The 24,609-nt window shown below is 59.2% G+C and carries 27 protein-coding genes, 1 tRNA gene and 1 pseudogene; 20 read left to right on the top strand and 9 right to left on the bottom strand.

Annotation, left to right across the window (positions count from 1 at the left end):
* Positions 1 to 146 precede the first annotated feature (146 nt).
* Both AC1U7K_RS08380 and AC1U7K_RS08375 read left to right on the top strand, forming a co-directional pair.
* Positions 147 to 983 carry a TVP38/TMEM64 family protein gene (locus AC1U7K_RS08380; protein WP_480250662.1) on the top strand — a complete coding sequence of 279 codons (837 nt, stop codon included), beginning with the start codon at positions 147 to 149 and terminating at the stop codon, positions 981 to 983.
* Between the two features lie 100 nt (positions 984 to 1,083).
* A complete protein-coding gene (locus AC1U7K_RS08375; RefSeq protein WP_480250661.1) occupies positions 1,084 to 1,791 on the top strand; it encodes a glycosyltransferase family 2 protein in 708 nt (235 codons plus the stop codon).
* Positions 1,792 to 2,388: 597 nt separating this feature from the next.
* Here AC1U7K_RS08375 and AC1U7K_RS08370 read toward each other — a convergent pair.
* Entirely contained in the window at positions 2,389 to 2,706 is a 318-nt protein-coding gene (locus AC1U7K_RS08370) for an IPT/TIG domain-containing protein (protein WP_480250660.1), read from the bottom strand.
* Positions 2,707 to 2,854: 148 nt separating this feature from the next.
* On the opposite strand from AC1U7K_RS08370, the pseudogene AC1U7K_RS08365 reads away from it, so the two are divergent.
* Positions 2,855 to 3,067: pseudogene (locus AC1U7K_RS08365) on the top strand (BrnT family toxin); the annotation flags it as partial.
* Between the two features lie 765 nt (positions 3,068 to 3,832).
* On the opposite strand, the gene AC1U7K_RS08360 reads toward AC1U7K_RS08365, so the two are convergent.
* From AC1U7K_RS08360 to AC1U7K_RS08340, 5 genes are all read right to left on the bottom strand, one after another.
* Positions 3,833 to 4,216 carry a toxin-antitoxin system TumE family protein gene (locus AC1U7K_RS08360; protein WP_480250659.1) on the bottom strand — a complete coding sequence of 128 codons (384 nt, stop codon included), beginning with the start codon at positions 4,214 to 4,216 and terminating at the stop codon, positions 3,833 to 3,835.
* Complete coding sequence (locus tag AC1U7K_RS08355) at positions 4,207 to 4,497, bottom strand: hypothetical protein (RefSeq protein WP_480250658.1); 291 nt, start codon at positions 4,495 to 4,497, stop codon at positions 4,207 to 4,209. The genes AC1U7K_RS08360 and AC1U7K_RS08355 overlap by 10 nt, the downstream gene beginning before the upstream one ends.
* Before the next feature lie 307 nt (positions 4,498 to 4,804).
* Positions 4,805 to 5,275, bottom strand: coding sequence for an IPT/TIG domain-containing protein (locus AC1U7K_RS08350; RefSeq protein WP_480250657.1), 471 nt, complete (start codon positions 5,273 to 5,275; stop codon positions 4,805 to 4,807).
* A 56-nt stretch (positions 5,276 to 5,331) separates the two neighbouring features.
* Positions 5,332 to 6,153, bottom strand: coding sequence for a substrate-binding domain-containing protein (locus AC1U7K_RS08345; RefSeq protein WP_480250656.1), 822 nt, complete (start codon positions 6,151 to 6,153; stop codon positions 5,332 to 5,334).
* A 13-nt stretch (positions 6,154 to 6,166) separates the two neighbouring features.
* Complete coding sequence (locus tag AC1U7K_RS08340) at positions 6,167 to 6,484, bottom strand: FmdB family zinc ribbon protein (RefSeq protein WP_480250655.1); 318 nt, start codon at positions 6,482 to 6,484, stop codon at positions 6,167 to 6,169.
* Between the two features lie 182 nt (positions 6,485 to 6,666).
* On the opposite strand from AC1U7K_RS08340, the gene AC1U7K_RS08335 reads away from it, so the two are divergent.
* The 4 genes from AC1U7K_RS08335 to AC1U7K_RS08320 all read left to right on the top strand — a co-directional run bounded on the left by AC1U7K_RS08335 (position 6,667) and on the right by AC1U7K_RS08320 (position 8,968).
* The gene (locus AC1U7K_RS08335) at positions 6,667 to 6,843 is read left to right on the top strand and encodes a hypothetical protein (protein ID WP_480250654.1); all 177 of its coding nucleotides are present in this window, start codon (positions 6,667 to 6,669) and stop codon (positions 6,841 to 6,843) included.
* Positions 6,844 to 6,921: 78 nt separating this feature from the next.
* A complete protein-coding gene (locus AC1U7K_RS08330; RefSeq protein ID WP_480250653.1) occupies positions 6,922 to 7,152 on the top strand; it encodes a hypothetical protein in 231 nt (76 codons plus the stop codon).
* A gap of 315 nt (positions 7,153 to 7,467) precedes the next feature.
* The gene (locus AC1U7K_RS08325; RefSeq protein ID WP_480250652.1) at positions 7,468 to 8,343 is read left to right on the top strand and encodes a DMT family transporter; all 876 of its coding nucleotides are present in this window, start codon (positions 7,468 to 7,470) and stop codon (positions 8,341 to 8,343) included.
* Between the two features lie 124 nt (positions 8,344 to 8,467).
* On the top strand, positions 8,468 to 8,968 hold the full coding sequence (locus AC1U7K_RS08320; RefSeq protein WP_480250651.1) for a hypothetical protein: 501 nt from the start codon (positions 8,468 to 8,470) through the stop codon (positions 8,966 to 8,968).
* A gap of 3 nt (positions 8,969 to 8,971) precedes the next feature.
* On the opposite strand, the gene AC1U7K_RS08315 is transcribed toward AC1U7K_RS08320, so the two are convergent.
* The gene (locus AC1U7K_RS08315) at positions 8,972 to 9,928 is read right to left on the bottom strand and encodes a YbgA family protein (protein WP_480250650.1); all 957 of its coding nucleotides are present in this window, start codon (positions 9,926 to 9,928) and stop codon (positions 8,972 to 8,974) included.
* A 129-nt stretch (positions 9,929 to 10,057) separates the two neighbouring features.
* On the opposite strand from AC1U7K_RS08315, the gene hemE reads away from it, so the two are divergent.
* The 5 genes from hemE to AC1U7K_RS08290 all read left to right on the top strand — a co-directional run bounded on the left by hemE (position 10,058) and on the right by AC1U7K_RS08290 (position 14,613).
* A complete protein-coding gene (gene hemE / locus AC1U7K_RS08310) occupies positions 10,058 to 11,086 on the top strand; it encodes a uroporphyrinogen decarboxylase (protein ID WP_480250649.1) in 1,029 nt (342 codons plus the stop codon).
* A complete protein-coding gene (hemH, locus tag AC1U7K_RS08305; protein ID WP_480250647.1) occupies positions 11,083 to 12,030 on the top strand; it encodes a ferrochelatase in 948 nt (315 codons plus the stop codon). The genes hemE and hemH overlap by 4 nt, the downstream gene beginning before the upstream one ends.
* Before the next feature lie 6 nt (positions 12,031 to 12,036).
* Positions 12,037 to 13,485, top strand: coding sequence for a protoporphyrinogen oxidase (gene hemG, locus AC1U7K_RS08300; protein WP_480250646.1), 1,449 nt, complete (start codon positions 12,037 to 12,039; stop codon positions 13,483 to 13,485).
* A gap of 112 nt (positions 13,486 to 13,597) precedes the next feature.
* On the top strand, positions 13,598 to 14,197 hold the full coding sequence (locus AC1U7K_RS08295) for a rhodanese-like domain-containing protein (RefSeq protein ID WP_480250645.1): 600 nt from the start codon (positions 13,598 to 13,600) through the stop codon (positions 14,195 to 14,197).
* Positions 14,194 to 14,613: a hypothetical protein gene (locus AC1U7K_RS08290; protein WP_480250644.1), complete on the top strand. Its 420-nt coding sequence runs from the start codon at positions 14,194 to 14,196 to the stop codon at positions 14,611 to 14,613. Before AC1U7K_RS08295 ends, AC1U7K_RS08290 begins: the two co-directional genes overlap by 4 nt.
* A 253-nt stretch (positions 14,614 to 14,866) precedes the next feature.
* On the opposite strand, the gene AC1U7K_RS08285 is transcribed toward AC1U7K_RS08290, so the two are convergent.
* On the bottom strand, positions 14,867 to 15,502 hold the full coding sequence (locus tag AC1U7K_RS08285; protein WP_480250643.1) for a hypothetical protein: 636 nt from the start codon (positions 15,500 to 15,502) through the stop codon (positions 14,867 to 14,869).
* 31 nt (positions 15,503 to 15,533) lie between these two features.
* On the bottom strand, positions 15,534 to 16,370 hold the full coding sequence (gene mazG / locus AC1U7K_RS08280) for a nucleoside triphosphate pyrophosphohydrolase (protein WP_480250641.1): 837 nt from the start codon (positions 16,368 to 16,370) through the stop codon (positions 15,534 to 15,536).
* Between the two features lie 127 nt (positions 16,371 to 16,497).
* Between mazG and AC1U7K_RS08275 the strand changes: the two genes are divergently transcribed.
* The 8 genes from AC1U7K_RS08275 (at position 16,498) to AC1U7K_RS08240 (ending at position 24,532) form a co-directional block, all read left to right on the top strand.
* Positions 16,498 to 16,917, top strand: coding sequence for a DUF1844 domain-containing protein (locus AC1U7K_RS08275; RefSeq protein WP_480250640.1), 420 nt, complete (start codon positions 16,498 to 16,500; stop codon positions 16,915 to 16,917).
* A 276-nt stretch (positions 16,918 to 17,193) separates the two neighbouring features.
* Positions 17,194 to 18,228: a peptidase MA family metallohydrolase gene (locus AC1U7K_RS08270; RefSeq protein ID WP_480250639.1), complete on the top strand. Its 1,035-nt coding sequence runs from the start codon at positions 17,194 to 17,196 to the stop codon at positions 18,226 to 18,228.
* Positions 18,228 to 20,588, top strand: a complete 2,361-nt coding sequence (locus tag AC1U7K_RS08265; protein ID WP_480250637.1) for a sensor histidine kinase — start codon at positions 18,228 to 18,230, stop codon at positions 20,586 to 20,588. Before AC1U7K_RS08270 ends, AC1U7K_RS08265 begins: the two co-directional genes overlap by 1 nt.
* A 9-nt stretch (positions 20,589 to 20,597) precedes the next feature.
* Entirely contained in the window at positions 20,598 to 22,004 is a 1,407-nt protein-coding gene (locus tag AC1U7K_RS08260) for a sigma-54-dependent transcriptional regulator (RefSeq protein WP_480250635.1), read from the top strand.
* A gap of 169 nt (positions 22,005 to 22,173) precedes the next feature.
* Positions 22,174 to 23,223, top strand: coding sequence for a phosphoribosylformylglycinamidine cyclo-ligase (gene purM, locus AC1U7K_RS08255; protein WP_480250634.1), 1,050 nt, complete (start codon positions 22,174 to 22,176; stop codon positions 23,221 to 23,223).
* The gene (gene purN, locus AC1U7K_RS08250) at positions 23,198 to 23,866 is read left to right on the top strand and encodes a phosphoribosylglycinamide formyltransferase (RefSeq protein ID WP_480250633.1); all 669 of its coding nucleotides are present in this window, start codon (positions 23,198 to 23,200) and stop codon (positions 23,864 to 23,866) included. Before purM ends, purN begins: the two co-directional genes overlap by 26 nt.
* Before the next feature lie 34 nt (positions 23,867 to 23,900).
* Complete coding sequence (locus AC1U7K_RS08245) at positions 23,901 to 24,152, top strand: hypothetical protein (RefSeq protein ID WP_480250632.1); 252 nt, start codon at positions 23,901 to 23,903, stop codon at positions 24,150 to 24,152.
* A 304-nt stretch (positions 24,153 to 24,456) separates the two neighbouring features.
* Positions 24,457 to 24,532: transfer RNA gene (locus tag AC1U7K_RS08240), tRNA-Ala, on the top strand.
* Positions 24,533 to 24,609: the final 77 nt, after the last annotated feature.

The raw sequence follows: 24,609 nt of genomic DNA, 5'->3' as shown, positions 1-24,609 counted from the left end.
CCCCCCATGAGGCGAATAGTGCCAATAGCATATGCCACTGGTATGGAGTCAACACACGATCAGCGCGGGACGATTGGCAATCCCGGAATAGAACAGAATCGCTGCGGGGCCCACGAGGCTCAGGAGATGTAGTTACAAGGTGGTACTTGATAGATAAGGACTGGCGTTTCAACCCGAAATTCGGTACACTCACGCCCGGCTTTTCTCAGTATCATCGGCATAGTGCTTGGACCAGAGGTTGCCGACATCTGCAGTTCTGCTCAGGCTTGGCCTTGCAAACAACAAAAGAGACACTACGCAGAATCGGCTTCCGTAGATTAGGAGTCGTCTTATTAATCATCGTCGCTCTCTTGTTGACCATTGTGGGACCATCTCCTCCACTCCACCCAGATGTAATCGAACAATATCGTGATGACCATCCCAAGTCCACGATTTTTGTTTTCGTCCTGTTCTATGCCGTTTCTGTCATCGCGGCATTCCCGTCTTTACCGTTAAACCTTGCTGGAGGATTCTTTTGGGGTGCGCTTGCAGGCGGCGTTTATTCTACCATTGGTGCCACTCTCGGTGGTTGGATTTCGTTCCTCGCGGCACGGCATCTCCTCGGTGCACTTCTGACAGAGCATTTCGAGACAAAGTGGGCAACTCATGTGCACAAAGAGTTTCAACGGAACGGCTGGAGGTTTGTAGCGCTTGCGAGGCTCAGCCCTGTTATTCCAACCGGACCCTTGAATTATCTCCTGGGACTGACGTCACTATCGAATCGCGACTTTCTTTGGGCGACATTTATCTTTCTTCTTCCACCCGCAATTGCTATAGCCTATATTGGAGACACGCTGCAGACATTTAGCGCTGAACGGGCAGACGTCACTGATGCTGTGGTCAGAATTGTTTGCGTGTCGGCGGTGATAACATTTGTGCCACTCGTGAAAGTAGCTTATTCCATGTTTGCGTATGCTAGTGGAAAACACCAGCCGGATTCCTAACGACGAGGATGGCTTGCGCGCCTTCACAAGGCTGCCACATCTCTAGGGCTGTCAGTGCTCCGAAAATGCCAGAACCCGATTACCTGCGATGGCTCATGTCATGAACAACAGATGGCGTGCTACGCTTTTCGTTCCCGTAAAGAATGAGATAGCTGCTCTCAAAGTGATCATGCCTAGGATACAGAGTAGCTGGTGTGATGAAATATTGATTTTAGACGGTAATTCCACAGACGGCTCAAAAGAATACCTCCTCTCAGAAGGGTTTAAAGTTGTCGATCAGAAGAGCAAGGGCGTTAAGGCGGCCTTCTGGGAAGGGTATGAACAGGCAAGTGGAGAAATTATTATTCCATTTTCGCCGGACGGGAATTCGATACCAGAAGACATCCCTAAATTGCTGAATAAGATTAATGAAGGCTACGATATCGTTATTGCCTCTCGATATAAGGACGGCGCCTCATCAGAGGATGATGACTGGGCCTCTAAAATCGCAAACCGGGCTTTTACTATACTGATTAATACATTATTTAGAACGCGATACACTGATGCAATTGGGATGTATAAGGCTCACCTGTACGAATTAGGTATCGACAAGTATAAACATGAGCATTCAGAAATAATGCTGCTAACTCGGGGAGCCCGGTATGGCTTAAGGATTACTGAAATTTCCTCCCCGGAACCAGGGCGCATCGGAACCCCAGGAAGCCGTGCTCACCCAGGGTTGTTCGGAAAATATAAAAGCGCGCTGATAATTTTAAAAAGTATATTGCGTGACGCTGCATTCTATTGGCCAAAAGGTTGCCCGCGCTAATCTGCCTACCCACCCACCTGATAACCTCGAGGCTACGCGTCCGGATTTATTCTAACGACGACACTTCCGCTGTATTCCGGGGCGGGAAAGCGACATACTATGTACGTAAGGTTAACTGTCATTACGTTAGCCACACGCTATCGTTTCGAGTATGCTCCGCCTAGGTAGGAAGTACTTACGGGAGTCAAGGACTGGCTTAAGAATGACGGCAAGCAGGCGAACGCGTATTTTAGGGTTGCTGAGAATTGTGTCGGAAACGACCCATTGCCCTGGTTTGAAGCAGGCTATTTTAGAAAAAACTCTGGCTGGTCAACACCGGCAACTATGGCGGGCGCCCTATGGCCAGAAAAGTCGTACATCCTCCGCGGGCAGAGAAGTGAGGACCAGCCGGTAAAATCTTCACCATCACGTGCAGATTAGCAAATAAGTGATGAAACTACAAATGCGTTAAAGCGTCGTGCTTATGTGGCGCTTAGGCCAGGGGAACGACACCGGTGAATCTTGGCTTGCCAGGGTGCGTCAAAGATGTTCCCGCTTTCGGCCATATCAGGCCATGGCAGCCTCTTTCTGAATCGGCTGTGTCAACGTTTCACCCATTTAATCGTTGATCTCACCCATTACAGGCAGCGGTGTTTCGAAATACTGTGGGAGCTCTATCAAGCCATACCGCAAAGCCATCCTGCGGAAAGTAGTGGAGAAGCTGAGCGGCTTGGATTGGGCGCTGCCGCTGCCGGCGACGACGATGACGAAGCTCATGCCGGCTTTGGAATTGGGGACGGTGGCTTCGATGGTGCCGTCGTTGACGTACGTGTACTGCACTTTTTCACCGGGCGCGGAGCTGAACGAAACGTTGTGCAGGCATTCCTTCGTGCCGAAGTTTTCGCCCTTGATCGTGACTTTGTCGCCCGACGTCACATTCTCGGAACGCTGCTCGCGGATCTCCAGCGTGACGGTTCACAGAAGAGTCGATTCGTGATAGCCTCGCCATGAGATCAATGAATGAGACGCTGAGAAAGCGGCGGAAAATGTTCGTAAACAAAAGGTATCACTTCCTGAAGCTTCCTCTGCGTTTCTTGATCCGTTGGCGCTCACATTCGCGGACCTAGACCACTCGGATGAGGAAGACCGTGCGATCACCATTGGGGCATCTTCGAAGCAGCGGGTGCTGTTCATTTCACATTGCGAGCGAGACCACCGGATTCGCATAATCAGCGCTCGAAGGCTACACGCAAGGAGCGATTGCAATATGAGGAAAGAATCGGAAGAAAACCGTTAATGAGCTTCGCGCTGAGTACGATCTGTCCAAACTAAAGGACGGGGTGCGGGGGAAGTACTACAAGGCTGCGATGGCGGGGACGAGTAAACCAAGGGTCAGGTCTTGCTTTAACGCACAAGGATCCTGAGATCATGATTGAGTTGCTGGAACCAAGGCAGATGTTTGTTGAGAAACTCGGTCCGCTCGTTCGCCTTTCTTAACCAATCTGCACCGAGAACTTGAACTAAGGTAGAGAGATGATTGATCATCCCCGTAACATCTCCTCAAGCTCCCTTCATGCCCACTCTATAGCGGTCAAGGTCTTCCTTCGAAAATAGCCCAATCGAGTGTTGTTGTTCGATCAACTCGTGTCCCTTCAACAAAGCATCAATGAGCTTTACCGCCCCTCTGAGGGCCTGCAGAAGTGCGGCTCGATCATCTCGAAGCTCTTGTAGCTCGTCCTTCATCTCCATCCCTCCCCATTGGACGACAGTCGCTTCAGTACCTAACAGCACGCTGAACGCCGTTCGATGAGGAGGAACTATAGCAGGTCTAGGGCTCAGCACATAGGTATCTAAACAACACAACTTAGTTCGAGGGTCGGGTCTTGCAATCAAGCATTGCATCAGCATAGGGCTGCTCGTCACCGCGAGTGCTTTCTCGTCGGTCCTTCTCTCGCGATGTTCTTTCGGGTTCGCCGTTGAAACTCTTTGGCCGAATGGACGGTAGATTCATCTTTTCATCCAGTCGCTGCGCTTCGCCTCACCCGAAAAAGTAGAACGCGATTCAGCAACGCTTGACGAAGCGTGCTGCTTCGCTCAGGGCTTGGTCGAACGGAGGGCAGTCCGAGGACACAATGCTGTCCGGCAGATGTTTATGGTGCGGATAACTTGTAAGATGCTTCGCGGCGGGATCGAACGCATTATCGTAACGGAAGACAAGGGGGCCGCTCGCGGAAATGCAATGATACGCGTATTTCAGCTTGATGACCGGGCCAGTTAGGCGGAGAAACTCTTTGAAGTGAAACCGAGAACCATCGGTAAAGATGACCGTCCCTTTCACCAGTCCCGCTGCCGGAGGCCGATCGTCGTAGGCAAGCGAATGAGAGAGGACATTGGGCGTCTGGAGAATGTGAGCGCGAATCCTATCCGCATACAGCGTTAGCTGCACAGTTCCAAGGAATCCAAGCTCCGGAGCGCGTCCTCAAGAGAAGTACGAATCGCTAATTCGCCTTCCAATTCCAAAAGGGCCATTTCATTCGCTTCGGTCCGAGGAACCGTCCCCGCCAGCACCGCATGCTCGTCCACGCGCAATTCCTGAGCGAGTGCCGCAATACGTTCGTTGGTCGTGGCCAGGCTGCCACGCACGAGTTTTTTCTCTAGCTCAATGGCCTCTTTCACGAGCGGAATGGCTTGTTCCGGATATGGCGTCTTGATGTGGATCGTTGTCATGAGTTCGCGACTGTTCGCAGCTCACTGTAGCAAACTTCACTGACGGCAACAAGGTGATCAGCAAGGGACCTCGGACGAGGAAGTCGCAAGCAAATGCTGCTCTCATCCAGTGGTCCCGCTTGGTCCATCGTTTTGTCCAGACCACAATGGCCACGATTGTAACCAGCTGGCTCCAATCGCAATGCCGAGGACTCCTCGGTGCACGAAAGCCGGCCGATCGTAGGGAGGATTGGTACGGACAAGAAAAGGCCGGGAAGAATGCTTCTTCCCGGCCTTTGTGTCCGGCCTTTGTGTAGTGTGAATCCCGTTACTTATTCTGAATCAGCACCGGCTTGGATTGCGCGCTGCCGCTGCCGGCGACGACGATCACGAAGCTCATGCCGGCTTTGGAATTGGGCACCGTGGCTTCGATGGTGCCGTCGTTCACGTACGTGTACTGCACTTTTTCACCGGGCGCGGAGCTGAACGAGACGTTGTGCAGGCATTCCTTGGTGCCGAAGTTTTCGCCCTTGATCGTGACCTTGTCGCCCGGTTTGGCTTCGTCGGGTTCCACCTTGATGATCCGCGGCCGTTTGCTTCGGTCGCAGACCGGGTCCGACGTGACTTTTTGCTCATCGAACCCTTTGATCGATTCCGTATCGTAGGCGCCGAATCCCGAACCCTCCATTTCCGTGCCGGCACCTTGCCCTGCGGTCCCCCCTTCCTGGGTCTGCGCGATCGACAGCATCGGCGCGACGACGATCATGAATCCGGCAATGAGCAGCGAACGATATCGCATAGAGCCTCCTTCGATGAAGAAAAAGAACGGTAGGATGAAGCCTATTAAGCTGAACGTTACTTACTTGGACTGAGCGGCGTATATCCCTCGTTATCGATAATCGTCTGGCCTTCCTTTGACAGCGCAAATGCCGCAAACGCTTCGACGGCGGGATTCGGTGTCTTCGGCGTCAGCAACAGCAGAGGCCGGCGCAGCTTGTAGCGCCCATCCTTGACCGGCGGCTCCTCGGCTTCGACCTTATCAATGGGGACAAGCCGGACCGCGACACCGCTGTTCACGGCCTCCAGCGCCGGCCCCAGCGAGACGTACGTCACGGCAGACAGCGGCGGCAACGTGCCCACGACCGCTTTGATGGCCTTGTCATCGGGGCCGATCACCTTGCCGGCCTCAACTTTCTGGATGCCCAAATGCTGCTCAAAGGTGTCTTTGATGTTGCGATTGCGTGGACGATCGATCACGAGAATTTTCGTGTCCGGCCCGCCGACGTCTGACCATACCTTCACCTTGCCGCTAAAAATGTCGGCCACCTGTTGCGTCGTCAGTTCCTTCGTGTTGTTGGAGAGGTGAACCATCACGGCGATGCCGTCCCAGCCGACTTGAATGGCCCGCAGGTCCCCGTCCTCCTTGCCCGTGACGGCGATCTGCGCCTGCCCGGACTTCACCAATTCGACGGGCTTTGAATTATTGTCCCATTGAATATCGACGTAGGCGCGCGGATTCGCTTTTTCGAACGCGCGGGCCAACTGCTCCATGGCGAATTGCTCGGGGCCGTTCCCGGCGATGACGATTTGCCCCGAGGCGTCGCCGGCGTGAGCCGTTGGAACGAGCACGGAAGCGAGCAAAAATATGGCGGCGGCGAGACGGTGCGTCTGGTTCATGACCGCAATGCCTTTAGTTCGTCCCGGATGATTTCGGTGCCGGCGATCCACCAAAGACGTCCGAAATCGCCGGAGGCGGGGTACGTTTGCCGAAGGCCGGGGGCAGTTTCTTGAACTTGTCCACACGCTCTTTCATCATGCTGTCCGCCTTCATTTCGTTGAAGCCGGGCTTATGGTCGCCCACGACTTTCGATGCGAAGGCGGACATCAGGCGTGTGGCCTGGCGTGCATGGCAATGAGGGCAGACGGTGTCTTCGGCCCGCGTTCCGATGGACTGGGTGACTTCGAACTGCTCCTCGCAGGCGCCGCATCGGTATTCGTACAGAGGCATAGCGTGCTCCTTGTGGGGAAGACGAACGGCTCATTATAACTGATGGCTCGGCCCGCCCGCTATGCTCATTGCAGGACGGGTTTGCGCGTCACTGACCGTTTGGTGGTGAAGACCTTGACCTCCCACGGAATCGTCGGGTATCGTAGCCACTTCGCGAAATGCAAGGAGGCAAGGAGGATGGTATGCCGGTGCTGATTCGGAAATACAAGCTGTCGAGCGGGATGATGCAGGAGGAGCGGATCGACGATCCGGACCGCATCCAGCGGTACATGCGGCTGTTCGAAAAGGACGATGTCAAGAAGCTGGAAACCGGCGCAAAAGTGTTCATCGAGAAGGATGAGTGGCAGCTCCTCCCCTAAGTCCCGGCCGCCTCACCCCGCGTTCACTGCCTCACGGAACAAACTCAATTGCGACCGGGTTGCCGTACGTGATACGGTTTGAGACCGTTAGTAGGGCCACTCGATATGACGTACTGGGTGCACATTGCTCGTTCGATCGATCGCGCGACGCTTCACCGTGATCGGTGCTCGGAAGTGCCGGCCGTGCACGTCTATAAGGATTTCTGGGAAGGCGGCTGGTTCGACTATCCCGATAAGGAGCGGGCCTTGGCCGCGATGGAACAGGCCGGCGTGACGTTTCAAAAGCGTTGCTCGCTGTGTAAACCGTAGGGAAGTGCCGAGTCGCGAGTGCTGAGTTGTCGGGAATTGAGTTCTGAACGGGCGTTGAGGCTCACCTTTTGTGCTTCCTAATCACAGCCCTCAAAGCTTACCCAACACAGTTTTGTGCGATCGCTCTGTTTTTCTAAACTCCGCACTTAACACTCTACACTGTCTTAATTCCGGCTGTCTTGTCGTGTCAGCTCGATTCTTTTAAACTCAGGAAGACACGGTCGGCTCACCATCTCGCCGGCGCGCCCAAGCGTGGCGTCACTTATTCGTGACGCCGGGCGCCTCAGCACTCAAAACTTAGCACTTCTTCTGACGATGCCGCAGCTCGCACTATTGTTGACCACGTTCATTTGGGGCGCCACCTTTCCTGCGACCAAGGCCGCTCTGGAGCAGATTCCGCCGCTCTCGTTTCTCTTCCTGCGGTTTGTGTTGGGCACGGTTTGCGTCCTCGGGATCGTGGTGTTGGTTCGCTCGGGGCTACGCGCTGATCGCGATACCTTGAGACGGAGTGGAATTGCCACCATCTGGTTGTTTCTCGGGTACGTCCTGCAAACTGTCGGCATTCATTACACCACGGCGTCGAACTCAGCCTTCATCACCGCCCTCTATGTGGTCTTCGTCCCACTGATCCTCGGCCGATCCGATACGCGCATTTGGGCCTCCGCGGGCCTCGCCACCGTGGGCCTGTGGTTCCTTGTCGATCCTCGCGTCTCGCTTAACATCGGGGATCTCCTGACGCTTGGCTGCGCCGCAGCCTTTGCCGCCCACATCGCGTGCTTGGAACGCTACACGCGAGAGGGCGACCCGCTCTCGTTCTTCTTCTGGCAGATGGCGTTCGTCAGCGGTCTCATGCTGCCGACGATGCAGATTGAAGCAGCACCGGCGGGCGCCTTTGCTCCCACCTCCGTACTGCTCGTCAGCCTGGTCGTCACGGGCGTGATGGCGACGGCCGCATTCGGTGTTCAGATTTGGGCGCAGCGGCTCGTCCCTGCTCCACGCGTGGCGCTGATCTTTTCACTCGAACCGGCGTATGCGGCCTGGCTCGCCTGGTACTTCCTTGGCGAACAACTGGAGACGAAGGCGTGGCTGGGGAGCGCGTTGATTCTCGCCGGCGTGGTCCTTGGTTCACTGGCCCCGAAGCTGGAACCCGCGCCGGAGGCCGCCGCCCCGCCCGCGGCGGTCGCCCCGTAGGGTTGTCTGAAAGGAAGTGAGTACATGAGGCAAAGGAGGTGCGGGCAGATGCGAGGCCGCAGGCGCGAAAAAACCGGAGGCGTATTCGCTGCAATACGTCGAGGACTTTTTCGGGCCGAGAACGATGCAGACGCCTGCAGATCGTTTGCCGAATAGCATGGCACAAAAATTCGGGAACAGCCGGTGGGTGAAAGAAGGGTTTCTCGACAATCGTGAGGACGGCTCCGTCGTCGGTCGGATCACATTTGCGGCGATCGGCCCCGTCGACATCTATTTGACCGGGAACTTTCGTGGTGAGATTGCGGGACATGCGATTCGTTTTCGGAACTCGTCGTTCGCCGATGAGGACCTCGCCGCCCATGTCCTCGGTGATATGGAGACGCCCCAGATCGGTGAAGTCAGTTTGATTTCATTCGATCCCCATCCACATCTGACGCCGCACCCGTACATCGAATGGTTTTCGTCGCGGAAGAACCACTACCGGATCGAACTCCGCCCTGAGGACGCCCGGATTCTTTCTGAGCACGAGAGTCGTGAGCTTGATGCAGAAATCGCGGCGATCCGTCAGACCCTCCAACCGCTCGTGAGACCGGCCCGAGAGAGAAGCGACTCCGACTGGGTCTAGTCCTCAGCTGTGATTGCGCAGCATCAGCTCCTTTGTGTGCAGTGCAAGGTAGACCTGCTCGCTCAAGTACGTCAGCTCGAACAGCGTGGCGTAGTGCTTGATCAGCGTGATCGGTGCGATCAGCGGCACATGTCCCCGGCGGTAGTCTTCGACAAGCTCTAGCATCTCGTTCTTCTGAGGGCTGTTCAGGCGGTTCGTGAAATGCCCGACCAAGGGACGGAGCACGTTCGCGTGGGTCCGCCGCGTCGCGGGGACCTTGAGGGCCGACATGAACCCCGAGGCGTAGCGTGCGAGCAGGGTTCCCAAGGGTCGCGCTGATAACTCTCCCACGAGGCGGCCTAGCGTCTCGCAATGTTCGCGGCTATGTGCGAGTAGGAGAAACTTGTGCCGCGTGTGAAACGCGATCAGCCCGGCGCGTGTCGCACGGGCTCGCCGAAACTGTTGCCAGCGCCAGTAGCCGAACACGCGTTCAACAAAGTGTTCACGTACTGTTAGGTCATGCAGCCGCCCTTCGTCCTCTACCGGAATCAAGGGGAACCGTTCGGTGAAGGCCTTCGCGAAGATGCCGACGCCCGATCGAGTGACGTCATTGCGCCTGTACACACGAACCCGGTCGATCCCACAGCTTGGCGAATCTTTCTTGAACACGTAGCCCGACAGGTGCAGGGCTTCGAGGTCCCGCAGCCGTCCTTGAGACCATCGCCGCAGCCGATCAGTGTGGTCGGAACCACTGGTCACGCCGATGACGCGGACCGAGGACCCGGCCGCCACCAGGCGAACCGGCTCCCGTGGCACACCGAGACCGGCTTCAACCTCCGGACACACGGCCACCCACTCGACATGTGGACCGAGAATATCCGTGAGGAACACGTCGCGCTTGTGCCCTCCGTCGTATCGGACTTCATCGCCGAGCAGGCATCGACTGATGCCGATGCGCGGGCTGTAGGAAACTGTCCCCATGGCTTTCCTTGTGAGCATCTTCGATTGCCCAGCAAGGCGAAATCAACAGCGGCTTTCATTGACACCCCGTCGCTTCGGTCTCTACAATGCGCCAGCCGCAAGGCACGGCGCTTCACGTCTATCTGAATCATGAACAACGATCGATTTCTCAAAGCCTGTCGCCGCGAACCGGTTGATTGCACGCCGGTCTGGTTCATGCGCCAAGCCGGGCGCTATATGCAGGAGTATCAGGCGGTCCGCGCGAAGCATTCGATCCTGGAGGTCTGCAAGACGCCGGACCTGGCCGCGGAAGTGACGCTGCAGCCGATTGAACGGGTTCCGTTGGACGCGGCCATCATCTTTGCGGATATTCTGCTGCCGCTCGAGGCAATGGGCCTTCAGTTGGAGTTCGCGGAAGGCGAAGGGCCGGTGATTCACAATCCGATCAGGAGCCGTGCGGCGGTCGACCGACTGGCGGTGATCGATGGCCAGGAGCTCCGCTATGTGTACGACGCGATTCGAGTCACCCGCCGAGCGCTGGATGGCAGGGTGCCGCTCATCGGTTTTGCAGGCGCCCCGTTCACCTTGGCGAGCTACGCCATCGAAGGCGGCGGCTCGCGCAACTACGTGGCGACCAAGCAGCTGATGTACCGCGAGCCGGAGACCTGGCATCGACTGATGGACAAGCTCGCCCGCGTGGTGACGGGATATTTGCGGCAGCAGATTCATGCCGGCGCGCAAGCCGTGCAACTCTTCGATAGCTGGGTGGGATGCCTCGCGCCGGACGACTACGCCGAATATGTGTTGCCGCATGTGCAATTGATCTTTACGAGCCTCAAACGGGAAGGCGTCCCGCTCATCCATTTCGGCACGGGCACGGCGGGGCTGCTTGGGTTAATGCGAAAGGCCGGCGGCGATGTGATCGGCATTGATTGGCGCGTGCCCCTCGATGTGGCATGGAAGACCGTGGGGGACGATGTGGCGGTGCAGGGCAATCTCGATCCGGTCGCCTTGTTTGCTCCGCTGCATGAAATTGAGCGCCGAGTCGAGAAGATTTTGGCAGAGGCGGGCGGCCGACCGGGGCACATTTTCAATCTGGGTCACGGCATCCTGCCGAACACCCCGGTGGAGAATGTGGCCGCCGCCATTGACTTCGTCCATAAGCTGAGCACGAGATGAGTCCGGGACCACTGAGACCGACGGCTGTGCTCTTGATGGCGATGGGCGGTCCCGATACGTTGGAGAATGTCGAGCCGTATCTCCTCGATGTCCGCGGCGGCCGACCGACACCGCCCGAGTTCGTCGAAGCCATTCGCGAGCGGTATCGACTGACGGGAGGGAAATCCCCCGTGCTTGGCATTATGCGGGAGGTCGCGCGAAAGCTGGAACAAAAGCTGAACGGGCCCGGTGGCGAGGGGTATCGCGTCGCCGTAGGCATGAGGCACTGGCATCCGTATATCAAGCAAGCGTATGCCGAGCTGGCCGATGAGCTGCCCGAACGGTTGATCGCCATCGCGATGGCGCCGCAAGCCTCGGCCCTCAGCACCGGCGCCTATCGGAAAAAAGTGGAAGAGGCTCGCGCCGCGGTGGGCGGAGACTTTCCCATCAGCTATGTCGCGGGCTGGTATCGCCATCCGGGTTTCCTCGCCGCCGTGGCCGACCGGATCAGCGAGGGCTTGAGCAAGTTTCCCGCCGAGGTGCGCGGGACCGTGCCGATTCTGTTCACCGCACACAGTTTGCCCGAGCGTATCGTAGAGACCGGTGATTCGTATCCCAGCGAGGTGCGCGCCACGATGGAGGCCCTCTGCGACCGGCTCCGCCCGGCCATTGCGCGCCTGGCCTATCAAAGCCAAGGCCGCTCCGATGAACCGTGGCTTGGCCCGACCGTGGAAGCCACGCTCGACGAGTTACGCCGCGAAGGGCATCGACATGTCTTCATTGCGCCAATCGGCTTTCTGTCCGACCACCTGGAAGTGCTGTACGACATCGACATCGAGTTCAAGCGGCTCGCGGCCCGTCACGGCATGCAGCTCGAACGGATGCCGATGTTGAATGCCAGCCCAGCCCTCATCGACGTGCTTGCCTCGCTCGTGGAGGAACAACGGACCTCGCTCGTCGGTTGATCGCCCGTGCCCGTCGCTCCGAAACACGTCGTCATCATCGGTGGAGGCATCGCCGGCCTTGCGACGGCCTGGACGGTCCAGCGGCGCGCGGCTGCCGACGGGCTTCCAATCACCTGCACTGTAATTGAAGCCGATACCCGCTGGGGCGGGAAAATCCTGACCCGCCACCATGACGACTTCATCGTGGAAGCGGGCCCCGACTCTTTTCTTTCCCAGAAGCCGGCTGCCTTGGCCTTGTGCCGCGACCTTGGGCTTGAAGACGAACTGACCAACACGAATCCAACCGCCGAGAAGGCCTTCGTGTTCACGAAAGGTCGCTTGCGGCCCCTGCCGGAAGGACTCGTCACGCTCGCGCCCGGACAATTGGGACCGTTCCTTCGCAGTGGAATTGTGTCCTGGCGCGGCGCGTTCCGCATGGGTTTCGATCTCGTCTCGCCGAAGCGTCGTGTGTTGGCGGATGAGTCGGTCGCGTCGTTCTTCCGGCGCCATTTTGGTCAGGAGGCATTCGCGCACTTCATCGAACCGCTGATGGCCGGCATCTATGCCGGCGATGCCGAACAAATGAGCCTTGTGGCGACCTTTCCACGCTTTGTCGAGTTGGAGCAGCACTACGGCAGCATCATTCGTGGCATGTGGGCCGGCAGCCGTGCCCGGAAGGCGATCGCACCCGCGCAGGAGCGGCGAACGATGTTCGTAACCTTGCGCGGGGGGTTGGGGAGGTTGGTCGAGACGCTGGTCAGTCGGCTCGAAGCAGCGGGCGTCCAGATGATCGTAGCGCGGCGCGCCATCGGTTTATCGGAAGAAGGCGGCAAGGTGCACCACGGCTACGAAATACGGCTGGAGGACGGAGAAGCCATCCGCGCACACCTGGTCGTGCTCGCCACACCGGCGTATGTCGCTGCCGACTTGCTCAGCGTGATCAACCGAGAGGCAGCGGCGTTACTCGCGGCCATTCCCTATGTCTCGACCGCCACGGTGGCACTCGGCTACGACACGCGCGACCTGCCGGGAACCGTGAGAGGCTACGGGTTCGTCGTGCCTCGTGTTGAAGGCCGTGATCTGCTGGCCGCGACCTGGAGTTCCTTGAAGTGGCCCGAGCGTGCGCCGGCCGGGTCGCTCTCAGTGCGTTGCTATGTCGGCGGGATGGGGCGGGAGGCGATCGTCAAAGCGGACGATCAGACGCTGCTGACACGCGTCCGTGATGACCTTGTGGCCATTGCACGCCTTCGCCACGCGCCGCGCTTTACGATCGTCACCCGGTGGGAACGCGCGATGCCGCAATACCACGTCGGGCACCTTGCGCGGATGGACCGGCTCTTCGCTCTCACGGCGCAACACCACGGGCTTTATTTGACGGGCGCGGCCTATCGAGGAATCGGGATTCCGGATTGTATTCGGGACGGTGTCGAGACCGGCGAGCGAGTGGTGCACGCGTGCGAGCAGGCGTGGGGATGAGCTGATTGTAGCCGGGAAGCACTGCTCCGCAGAGCCCTCTTGCGATGAGGAGATGTGCTGCCTATAGTACCCCCAACGTAGTACCGGAATTGCGACCCAACGAGGAAAAGCCATGGAGAGCTTTGTTTCCGTCATAGCCGTGCTCGCGCTTGTTGTGGCGGCGCTCGCGCTCTGGAGGGTGACGGCTGTCACGAAAGACGTCAAACGAATCAGGCGCGATCATTACTATCTCGAAAGCCGCGTGAAGCGCGTTCCGGAGGACATCGCGGCTTCAGTGGAGCCATTGCGGTGGCAAGTGAGCAATATCAGCACCGGCAAACCGGTTGTGTCCGAATTGATTCGGTCAGGCCGTCTCTATGTCGATATTCCAGCGGCCGAGGCGCAGCAGATCCTTGATATGGACGGCCGGGTGTCGGATATCATGATCGTCGACGTGCGGACGCCAAAGGAGTACGCGGCGCGGCGCATCCCCGGAGCGAAGCTCGTTCCGTTCGAAGAACTGGACCAGCGCTATCGCGATGAGATCTCGGATCAGGCCGAAAAGGTATTCGTGTACTGCTCGAGCGGCGAACGCAGCCGGTTGGCGTGCGACTTTTTGGGCCGACGCGGCTACACAAATCTCTACAACATTCATGACGGGTTGCGTCAGTGGCGCGGTCCGACCCAAGGCGAAGGGGAAGTGACATTCATCAAACTCGAGTTGAAGCGATGAATGAGGCGCCGACGATTCTCGAAGTCCACGGACCCTTCCGAGAACCACGTGAGCCGGTCTTCTCCTACGACTATGCCGTTCAGCGTCCGCAGTGGCCGACCGCACACGCCGTCCGCATCAAGGTTTCGATTCCGGATGAGTTGGAGTATTGCAAGGTGAAGGTGTTGGGGTTGACGGGCGGCAGCCCGGGGCAGCAATTGATGATCAGCAAACTCCTTTCGCGGGCCATCGCGGATCGAAAGTTTCAGATTGCGAACGAGGACGGCATGTTCGCCGAGCGCAACGATGTGCTCATCGGGCCGTTCACCGGACCGTTGCAACACCTGTTTCCTCGGTTGGAGGTGTGGATCCATGAGGCCAAGGGGCAGTTGCTCACGCAAATCGCGGCACGAACCGGGCTGAAGCCGTCCGCGTAGTTCCCCATCCCTCCTTTCCAACCCGTGAAGTCAAGAAAAATTCCGGCGTGAGACAGTCCCCAGAATCTGTGGATAAGCTTGTGAGCAACTCACACGGTGTAGGCGGGAAGCCTACAGAGAGCGGGCTGATAACGGGATGCACAACTTTTAGGCATTGTGGCGGATCGTGTCAAGGCTACTAGATATTGGTGTCGTACGTATTTTATGCGAAGGGTTGAGCGGCGCTGGGTAGAAGTTGTGTATAGGGCCGCGATTAGTTGCCGAAGACGCGGCGGAAGTTTTTGGAATGGACACCGGACTCATCGGCAAATCCGACGGAGCCGCGGTCCGGATTGCCAGTGTCGTTGAGATCGATGCGGTAGTGGCCGCGCACCTGTTCCATCGCCACTTCGAAGGGAATCGCCTGAGGGTACAGTTCGCCAGGGGCGTGCGCGCCGCGGGCGAGGACGCGGACGGCTTCCGGCGTCGCATACTGGCGATCGGAAAAGATGTAGATGTCCGCGACGGCATGCGGTCCCAGCTTATTGCCCGGCGTCGTCGCCGGGATACCGAGGGACGAGAACGTATTGGAGAGTCGGGCGTCACGCAGTTTCTTCAGAAGGCCGATGATCTGACTCGTCGTCGCTTCCTTTGGCACGAGGATGCTCACGGCATTGACGTCGGGAATCGAGGCCGCGACCGTGAACATGACCGGGGCGGCATCCGATTCCTCTACGACCCGCTGGGTGGCTTCCGGATTTTCAGGAACCGTCCCCTGCCGATCTTTTTTGGGATTCGGGATGAACACCGCCATGATCAACCAGAGGGCGAGGATTACGCCGAACAGAACGAGGGCGGGATGCGCGCCGGCGCGTTTGCCTTCTTCGTAGGGGGCGTCGTTCTTTTCCATACAGCACGCTCCTCACTGAGGACGTCGTCGGTCAGTCCAAGCGCCTGGGCGAATGATCACGCGCCTTGGCTTCGTTCCACAGGTCGTCCAGTTCCTCCAACGACAGTGACTCCAGGGATCGGCCGTCCGCAGCCGCCCGACGTTCGATGTAACGAAACCGCTCGGTGAAGCGGTTGACGGTTGTGCGCAGCGCTTCCTCGGGATTGATCTTGAGGAAGCGTGCGATGTTCACGATCGTGAACAGCACGTCCCCCAATTCCGCCTCCAGCCGATCTCTCTGATCACCTGCCGGAGCCGTCTCCCCATCGGCCGGCAAGACCTGCCGGAACTCACGCAGCTCCTCCTCCAGCTTGCCCAAGACCGGCTTGAGGTCCGGCCAATCGAACCCTACACGGGACGCCCGGGCCTGAACTTGGAACGCCCGGAGCAGGGCCGGGAGGGTCTTCGGGACGCCGTCCAGCAGAGAATGCGGCTCTCCCCGGGCCTCCCGTTCGTGTTTTTTAATCTGCTCCCACCGCACCTTGACATCGTCGGCGTTGAGCGCCTCTTGTTTTTGCTCGGCGGTGCCGAAGACATGCGGGTGACGACGGATGAGTTTTTCCGTCAGGCGGCCGATCACGTCCGTGATCGTGAACCGTTCCTGCTCTGTTGCGACTTGGGCATGGAAGACGATCTGCAGTAAGAGGTCGCCGAGTTCCTCGCGCAGGCGTTCCGGGTCATGATGATCGATCGCCTCGAGCACTTCATACGCTTCTTCGATCAAATAGGGCTTGAGCGACTCGTGCGTTTGCTTTCGGTCCCATGGGCAGCCGTCCGGCGCGCGGAGCTTGGCCATCACATGAACCAATTCATCGAATTCATTTGACATGGTCAGGCCAGTCCCTCGACGTGCAACGATCAATCACTCTACACGGATTTCCTCTGCCGATTCAACGCGGTCGGCTTGCGCGGCCGGTACAAATATGATAGGGTCCGAGCCAGTATCGAGCGAGTAGATGATGAGTGATGAAGAGAAAACGTTTGTCGTTCGCGACCGTCGGGGGCGCACCGAAGAGCCGTCTCCATCGTCCGCCGCCCCGCATACCGAGTCAGGGGAGCGTGGACCGCAAGCCAGCCGCGAATCGACCGGCACGACGAGCACGCATGAGCAAGCCCCGCCCGTTACCTTTTCCAGCTTTGTGTTTTCGCTGAGCACGTCCGCGATGATGTTGATGGGGGAGCAACTGGATCCCGCGCAGCCGCGGGTGCCAGTGAATCTGGCCCAAGCGAAGGAAATCATCGATATTCTTTCCATGCTCGAAGAGAAGACGCGTGGAAACCTCAGCGGCGACGAACAAGCGGTCTTAACCGACATGCTCTACGCCTTGCGCATGAAGTATGTCGATATGGCGTCCGGGAAACCGGCGAGCCATTAACAGGTCACAAAGGCCGCGAGCCGCAGACCTTGATCTCATCGGGCCTTCTGATCTGAACACACGAAGCGTCGTCACCTCCGTCCTCATTTCGTCCGTGGCAGCATCCGGGGTGTTGTGGTGAGCAGTTCTCTCGCCGCCCGTGTCCTCTGCGCCATCCTCGTCGGTTCGTTCCCGGCCGCCGTCTCGTCACCTCCCTCTTTCGCGACGACTAATGGTGAGGGAGCTTCCAACGGATCGATGACCGCTGCGCCGCGACAGTCAAGTCAAGACAGCAACGTGGCGTCTAGAATCGCCGACGGCTGGGAGAGACTCCGGATCCGTGATTTTCGCGCCGCCCTATCGGCGTTTGAGCGTGCAACGAGAGCGGCCTCAGGCAATCCGTCGGCGTGGTTGGGCCTCGCTACCGCACATGCGCGTCTCTGGCACGATGCCGAAGCGCGAAGGGCGCTCACGCAGGTGCTCGCGCTCGATCAGAATTCGATCCCGGGACATGTGTTGATGGGCGATCTGTTATCGCGCAACGATGATACGCGGACGGCGTTGGTGCATTATCAGGTCGCGGCTCGTCTCGATCCGAATGACGTCGCGATCCAGGACCGTCTCATGGCGCTGCAACGGGACGTGGACCATGAAGCACAGCTTGCGACTTTGCGCCGCGGTGTCTTGACCGTCAAATATCCGCGCGGCGCACGGTCCGCCGCCGAACGGGCGATGGACCGACTGGCTGTCATTGCGCGTCGAATCGCGCGAACGTTCGGTGACGATGCGGCTATGCCGATCGTCGTGTTGCTGCATCGCGATGCTGGATTTCCGGCAGAGGTCGATGCTCCTCCGTGGGCCGGCGGCATCTTCGATGGCCGCATCCATCTTCCATTGCGGTTGATGACGCAAGGTGACGAGGTCATCGACCGCGCGCTGTCGCATGAATACGGTCATGCGACGATCCATCGGCTCGGCGGGGGACGGGTACCAGGCTGGCTCGATGAGGGGTTGTCGCTGTATTGTGAAGGCGGCCGTCCGGAACGGCACCACTTGAGTACGGCTCGTCAAAAAGCAGAGTTTCGGCCGCTCCACGCCATGCACGGGAGTTTTCTAAGCCTTGCGGGACAAGATGCGGGGGTGATCTATGCCGAGAGCTATGATGCCACGGTGTACTTGATCGAGCGCTTCGGTCTGGCCGCAGTCGCTCGATTGGTCAAAACGTTGTCCGGACCGGGCGAGTTTGCCGAGACGTTTGAAACCGTCCTGAAGGAGCCCTATCATGTCTTTGAAGCCGCGTGGGCGGCACACGAACGAGGTTTACGTCACTGATGGCTGATCACCCGGCCACAGCGTCCTCTCGCGCCACACCGAAGGGCCGTCGGACTGCATCCGAGGGAACGGGCGCGCTCTTGTTGGACGACGAGGTCGATGCCGACCTGAAAGATGAGCGCGATCGTGAGGAGCTCGCCCCCGAAGGCGATCGACGCGGGCCTTCCCTGCGGCCGGTGTGGATCGTCCTCCTGCTGCTCGTGCCTTGTCTCGCGCTCACGATCTACTACTCCCAGTACGCGGCGCCGCAAGGCGTCGAATCGGATTCGATTCTCCCCAGCGCCAGCTACGCCTTCGTGCTGCTCCTGATCAACCTCGACCTGATCGGGTTGGTCGTACTCACCCTGCTGCTGTCGCGCAATTTGATCAAGGCGTATTTCGAGCGGCGGCACCGGTTGCTCGGGTCGGGATTCCGGACGAAGCTCGTGGCGGCCTTCATCGGCTTCGCCCTCGTTCCAACGGTGCTTCTGGCCGTCGTCGCGAGCGGGCTGGTCAACAAGGCAGTGGATGTCTGGTTCAACGATCAAATCGAGCAGGTCCTCAAGGATTCGCACGAAGTCGCGCGGATGTACCGAGACGGCCATATCGCGCTCGCCGTCAACAGCGCGCGGGCGATCGGGCGTGAGATCTTCCGGGAGGACATGATGACGCCGGAGCAGCGCGACCTGCTGATCGCCGCGATGGCGCGCAAACGGGGAGAGCACAATGTGGCCGGGGTCGAGGTCTTCTCCGCGAAGATGGAGACGTTGACCAAGGCCCTCAGTCCCGACGTGCCGGCCACGGCGCTGGATCTGCCGGTCGGGCAACTCGTGCTCCAGGTCTTGAACGGCAACCGGGAGCTGACGTCGGTCCAAGAATCGCAAAACGGCCGGTTGATTCGCGCGGCGGTCCCGATTCCGTCTGGGATGCGGCACGGCGCGGTCGCGGGCGTCGTGGTCGTCGACGACTATGTGCCGGAATCGCTGCTCGTGAAGTGGGAGGCGATTTCCCGTCAGTACAATGAGTACCGGCAGATCAAGGCGATGAAGAACCCGATCAAGGCCGGCGCCTATCTCTTCGTCGGGGTCATCACCACCATGATTCTCTTCGGAGCGACATGGTTCGGGTTCTACGTGGCGCGCGGCATTACGGTCCCGATCCAGCGCTTGGCCGAAGCAACGGAGGCGATCGCCCGCGGGGACCTCAATGTCCAGATCCACGCGAAGGCGACCGATGAGATCGGCACGCTGGTCGATTCGTTCAACCGCATGACGCATGACCTGAAGGTCAGCAAGTCCAAGCTGGAAGAAGTGAACCTCTCCCTTCGCCAATCCAACCAGGAGTTGGACGATCGGCGGGCGTACACGCAGGCCGTGGTCGATACGATCGCGGCCGGCGTCTTGTCCATTGACCGGAACGGCATCATTACGACCGTCAATCCATCGGCGGAGCGGATCTTGGGGATCCCGGCCGAGCACCTGCGCCACCATCTCGTCACCGAGGCGTTCAAAGGGCTGGGGCTCGACCTGTTTCAAAACGCGTACGATCGCGTGCTCGCCGATCGCCGCGACAGCCTCTCGCTGGAAGGCCAGATGGAAGTGCAAGGGAAGTTTCTCACGGTCGGCTTGAATCTGAGCCGCATGCGGAACGAGGGGGGGCAGGATCTCGGGTTCGTGCTGGTCTTCGAGGATCTGACGGAGTTGATCAAGGCACAGAAGGTCGCCGCCTGGCAGGAAGTGGCGCGTCGCGTGGCGCATGAAATCAAAAATCCGCTGACCCCGATTCAGCTCTCGGCCCAACGGCTTCGCAAGAAGTTTTTCGAGAAGGCGCCCGACTTCGAGGCGATCTTCAACGAGTCCACGCAGGTGATCGTCAACGAGGTGAACAGCCTGAAGGGCATGGTCGATGAATTCTCGAAGTTCGCCCGGCTGCCGCTGCCACAGATGGCCCGACAATCGCTCCACGACGTCATTCATGAAGTGGTCGCGCTCTACCGGAACGCGCATCGTGAGGTGGAACTGCTGCTCACGTTGGATGAGAGCCTGCCGGCCATCAATTTCGACCGGGAACAGATGAAGCGGGTGCTCGTCAATCTACTGGACAACGCCATTCAAGCGATGAGCCAAAAAGGTCGTATCTGGATTACCACGCGGTACGATACCCGGAAGCACCGCGCGGTCGTGTCGGTGGCCGATGAGGGCATCGGGATCAACCCCGAGGATCAGGAGCGGCTGTTCGTGCCGTACTTTTCACGGAAGAAGACAGGGACCGGACTCGGCTTGGCGATCGTCCACCGCATCATCACCGATCACGACGGGCACATTCAGGCGGGCCCCAATCACCCCAAGGGCGCCGTGTTCACGTTCGAGCTGCCGGTGTAATGAGGCATCATGGAGTCCATTCTCATCGTCGATGACGAAGTGGCGATCCTCAATGCGTTGAGTCCCATCCTGGAGGATGAGGGCTATCACGTCATGGTCGCCAAGAGCGGGGCGGAAGCGCTCAAGGCCATTGCCGCCGAGCCGCCCGACCTCGTGCTGCTCGATATCTGGATGCCCGAGATGGATGGCCTCGAGACGTTGAGGCGCGCGCGCGAGCAGATGCCGAAGTTGCTCGTCGTCATGATGTCGGGGCACGGCTCGATCGAGACAGCGGTCAAGGCGATCAAGCTCGGCGCATATGACTTCATTGAAAAGCCGCTCTCGCTCGAAAACGTCACCCTTCGCGTGCGGCATGCGTTGGATCAGCGGCGTTTGGAGGAAGAGAACCTCCATTTGCGGACGCGGGTGGAACGTCGCTTCGAGCTGGTAGGCACGTCTCCCGCGATGCAGCGGCTCCGGCAGCTCATCGCGACGGCCGGTCCGACCAGCGGGCGGGTGCTGATCTCCGGCGAAAACGGGACGGGCAAAGAACTGGTGGCTCGGGCGATTCACATGGCGAGCCCGCGGCGCGATCGTCCGTTCATCGCCGTGAACTGTGCCGCCATCCCCGAAAATTTGATCGAAAGCGAGTTGCTGGGCCACGAGCGGGGGGCGTTCACGGGCGCGACGGTGCAGAAGCGGGGCCAGTTCGAACAGGCCGACGGCGGCACGCTGTTTCTCGACGAGATCGGCGATATGAGCCTCAACACCCAAGCCAAAGTGCTTCGCGTGTTGCAGGAACAGCAATTCATGCGGGTAGGCGGCACCAAAGTGATCAAGGTCGATGTGCGGGTCATCGCCGCCTCCAACAAGAACCTCGCGCAGGAGATCGAAAAGGGCCACTTTCGGGACGACCTCTTCTACCGCTTGAACGTGTTGCCGATCGACGTGCCGCCGTTGCGGGAGCGGCGCGAAGATATCCCGATACTCGCCCGTCATTTCATTCAGATTCATGCCGAGGAGCAGGGGCTCAAGGTCAAAGACGTCACGCCGGAAGCGATGGAGGTGCTGAAGCAATACGATTGGCCCGGCAATATCCGTGAGCTACGGAATTTGATCGAGCGGCTGATGATCATGGTGCCGGGCAACATCGTGGAAGCCGCGCATGCCGCGATGTTTCTGCAGCCTCGCTCCGCAACGGCTCAGATCGCGCCGGCGCCAACGGTCGTTTCCTCGACCAGCCTAGCATCGCTCGCCGGCAAACAGTACGAGTCGCTCCGCGATGCACGCAACGCCTTCGAGCGCGAATACATCGGCCGCAAGTTGCGCGAACACAATTGGAACGTCTCCCGCACCGCCGACGATCTTCAGATCGAACGCAGCCACTTGCACCGGAAGATCAAACTGCTGAACATCGAACTTCGCCCCGAGGGCTGAGCGCCGCCTCTGCCTCATAGACTTGGCCGGTCGTCTGGAACATCAGGAAGAAGTCTCGACACGAACGCGGCCCTATCGCGAGCACCTTCATTGACCGCTGCTTGCCGCTTCTGTATCATCCCTCTCCCATGCTCATCGGCCGGCATACCAGACACGACACTTCCGCCGCATGACTACCTATCGGCAGGCCGGCGTCGACATCGATGCGGGCGATGAACTCGTGCGCCGGATCACCCCGCTGGTCCGCACGACGTTCCGTCCGGAGGTGCTGACCGATCTCGGCGGCTTCGGCGGTCTCTTTCGCTTTCCGGCCTCACGGTATACCGATCCTGTCCTCGTCTCCGGCACAGACGGCGTCGGAACCAAATTGAAGATTGCCTTCATGACCGGCCGACACGATACGGTCGGCATCGATCTGGTCGCCATGTGCGTGAACGACATCATCGTCAGCGGCGCGGAACCGCTTTTCTTTCTCGATTATTTCGCCACCGGCAAACTATCCGTCGGCACGGCGGAGTCGGTCATCAAAGGGATCGCCGACGGATGCCGCCAAGCCGGGTGCGCGTTGATCGGCGGTGAAACGGCGGAGATGCCGTCCTTCTATCCGGAGGGGGAGTACGATCTTGCGGGATTTGCAGTGGGCGTGGTGGACCGGCCGAAGATCATCGACGGCCGTGAGATTGCCGCCGGAGACGCGGTGATCGGGGTCGCGTCGAGCGGATTGCACAGCAATGGCTATTCCTTGGTTCGGCGAATCCTGTTCGAGGAGGCCCGCCTCACCGTGGACAGCCGCGTCTCGGACCTTGATCGTTCCGTCGGAGAAGAGCTGCTGACGCCGACCCGCATCTATGCGCGGCAACTCCTTGCCGTCATCACCGATCATCCGGTCAAGGGGATTGCCCACATTACGGGCGGCGGGTTGACGGAGAATCTCCCGAGGATCCTCCCGAATGGGTGTCGCGCCCGGATCCACCGGGGACGTTGGCCGATCCCGCCGATCTTTCGATTGATCAAGAAAATGGGGCGCGTCGAGGACGACGAGATGTTCCGGGTCTTCAACATGGGGATTGGTCTCGCGCTCGTCGTGGCGCCGGCGGTGGCCGATTCGGTGGCGGCAAAATTCTCAGCGCTCGGTGAGAAAGCGACCATCATCGGGGAAGTCTTTTCGGCCGAGGGGGAACCGCAGGTTGAATATGTCGGCAGCGATTCGGGGCGATAAGCTCGCGCTCGGTATACTGGCGTCAGGGCGAGGATCGAACCTGCAAACGATCATCGATGCGATCGAAGGGGGACGGCTGCACGCCCGCATTGCGGCCGTGATCAGCAACAAGAAGGACGCGCCGGCACTCGAACGTGCGCGACGCCACGGGATTCCAGATGTCTTTCTCGATCCCAAGCCGTACGCCGGGCAGCCGAACGGTCGAGAGGCGTACGATCGGGCGGTGCTCGAGGTGCTGCGCAAGCATGACGTGGAGTTGGTGCTGCTCGCCGGGTACATGAAAATCGTGACGAACACGTTGATCGAGGCGTACCGGAATCGGATGATGAACATCCATCCTTCATTGCTCCCGGCCTTCCCCGGGCTCGACGCGCAGAAGCAGGCGTTGGAGTGGGGAGTGAAGATCGCCGGGTGCACCGTTCATTTCGTCACCGAAGGTGTGGACGAAGGGCCGATCATTGTCCAGGCCGCCGTGCCAGTCGCCGAAGGCGATACGCCGGAAACCTTGGCGGCGCGCATTCTCGAAGAGGAACACCGGATCTACCCGCAAGCCGTTCAGTGGTTCGCCGAGGGACGCCTTCGCGTCGAGGGCCGACGAGTTCGTCTTCTCGAGGAAGAATCGGCCGGAGAAGTGCGTGCGTGACCTGAACAGTGAGGCAGAGACAGAGCAGGCGAGAATGGAGAACCTGCAGGCGTATGTCGACGCCACCTGTCATGCGCTCCGCAGCCGTCCGCTGACCTTCGAAGGTGCCCGGCGCTTGATCTACGAAGCGCGGGTACAGATCCTCCACTGGTTTCCCGAAAAAGGCGACGTGTTCGATCTGATCCTCCGTCCTCGGTTCAACCGGATTCTCGACGAACGGATCGGCGACATGGTGTTCGATCGCGATCTGGAGGACAGTGGAGACCTGAGGGTACGTCGTGTATAATGCGCGTGCATGACGGGCGCCGTGCTTCCTCCCCGTCTCCTCCGCGGCGTGCGCTGCGCAATTCCGCGCAGCCTTTTCCCGCGGGATCAACACGGTGCCCGTCGTTATCATTTTAGGTTCCTCGAAGGTGACCAGGCGGGTGCGCGACGCGCTGACACCCAAGGGTAGATGTAGCCGAGCGACACGCGCTATAAGGTGGCTATCGCGAAGCGACACCACTTCCGGCGTTTGGTGACATGGCCGTGTATCTGGCGCGTCACTGCCGGAGGGTTTAAAGCCGGGTGAAGGTCGCGCCAATCCAGGTGGGGGGCTAGCTCAGTTGGGAGAGCACAACGTTCGCAACGTTGGGGTCGGGGGTTCAAATCCCCTGCCCTCCACCACTTTTGTTGACAACCTTCACGCCTGACAATAGTCGATCAAATGTCCCTGTTGCTGTGAAGCGATAGCCTCGTTTCCC

The sequence above is a fragment of the Nitrospira sp. Vd2 genome (assembly GCF_979581665.1).
Note: the sequence above shows the minus strand (reverse complement) of the source record. Positions and strands in the feature narration are given on the sequence as shown.

Coding starts and splice junctions, on each gene's coding strand:
- AC1U7K_RS08375 (WP_480250661.1), top strand. CDS start 1,084: ATGAACAACAGATGGCGTGCTACGCTTTTCGTTCCCGTAAAGAATGAG.
- AC1U7K_RS08355 (WP_480250658.1), bottom strand. CDS start 4,497: ATGACAACGATCCACATCAAGACGCCATATCCGGAACAAGCCATTCCG.
- AC1U7K_RS08350 (WP_480250657.1), bottom strand. CDS start 5,275: ATGCGATATCGTTCGCTGCTCATTGCCGGATTCATGATCGTCGTCGCG.
- AC1U7K_RS08345 (WP_480250656.1), bottom strand. CDS start 6,153: ATGAACCAGACGCACCGTCTCGCCGCCGCCATATTTTTGCTCGCTTCC.
- AC1U7K_RS08340 (WP_480250655.1), bottom strand. CDS start 6,484: ATGCCTCTGTACGAATACCGATGCGGCGCCTGCGAGGAGCAGTTCGAA.
- AC1U7K_RS08335 (WP_480250654.1), top strand. CDS start 6,667: ATGCCGGTGCTGATTCGGAAATACAAGCTGTCGAGCGGGATGATGCAG.
- AC1U7K_RS08325 (WP_480250652.1), top strand. CDS start 7,468: ATGCCGCAGCTCGCACTATTGTTGACCACGTTCATTTGGGGCGCCACC.
- AC1U7K_RS08320 (WP_480250651.1), top strand. CDS start 8,468: ATGCAGACGCCTGCAGATCGTTTGCCGAATAGCATGGCACAAAAATTC.
- AC1U7K_RS08315 (WP_480250650.1), bottom strand. CDS start 9,928: ATGGGGACAGTTTCCTACAGCCCGCGCATCGGCATCAGTCGATGCCTG.
- hemE (WP_480250649.1), top strand. CDS start 10,058: ATGAACAACGATCGATTTCTCAAAGCCTGTCGCCGCGAACCGGTTGAT.
- hemH (WP_480250647.1), top strand. CDS start 11,083: ATGAGTCCGGGACCACTGAGACCGACGGCTGTGCTCTTGATGGCGATG.
- AC1U7K_RS08295 (WP_480250645.1), top strand. CDS start 13,598: ATGGAGAGCTTTGTTTCCGTCATAGCCGTGCTCGCGCTTGTTGTGGCG.
- AC1U7K_RS08290 (WP_480250644.1), top strand. CDS start 14,194: ATGAATGAGGCGCCGACGATTCTCGAAGTCCACGGACCCTTCCGAGAA.
- AC1U7K_RS08285 (WP_480250643.1), bottom strand. CDS start 15,502: ATGGAAAAGAACGACGCCCCCTACGAAGAAGGCAAACGCGCCGGCGCG.
- mazG (WP_480250641.1), bottom strand. CDS start 16,370: ATGTCAAATGAATTCGATGAATTGGTTCATGTGATGGCCAAGCTCCGC.
- AC1U7K_RS08275 (WP_480250640.1), top strand. CDS start 16,498: ATGATGAGTGATGAAGAGAAAACGTTTGTCGTTCGCGACCGTCGGGGG.
- AC1U7K_RS08265 (WP_480250637.1), top strand. CDS start 18,228: ATGGCTGATCACCCGGCCACAGCGTCCTCTCGCGCCACACCGAAGGGC.
- AC1U7K_RS08260 (WP_480250635.1), top strand. CDS start 20,598: ATGGAGTCCATTCTCATCGTCGATGACGAAGTGGCGATCCTCAATGCG.
- purM (WP_480250634.1), top strand. CDS start 22,174: ATGACTACCTATCGGCAGGCCGGCGTCGACATCGATGCGGGCGATGAA.
- purN (WP_480250633.1), top strand. CDS start 23,198: ATGTCGGCAGCGATTCGGGGCGATAAGCTCGCGCTCGGTATACTGGCG.
- AC1U7K_RS08245 (WP_480250632.1), top strand. CDS start 23,901: ATGGAGAACCTGCAGGCGTATGTCGACGCCACCTGTCATGCGCTCCGC.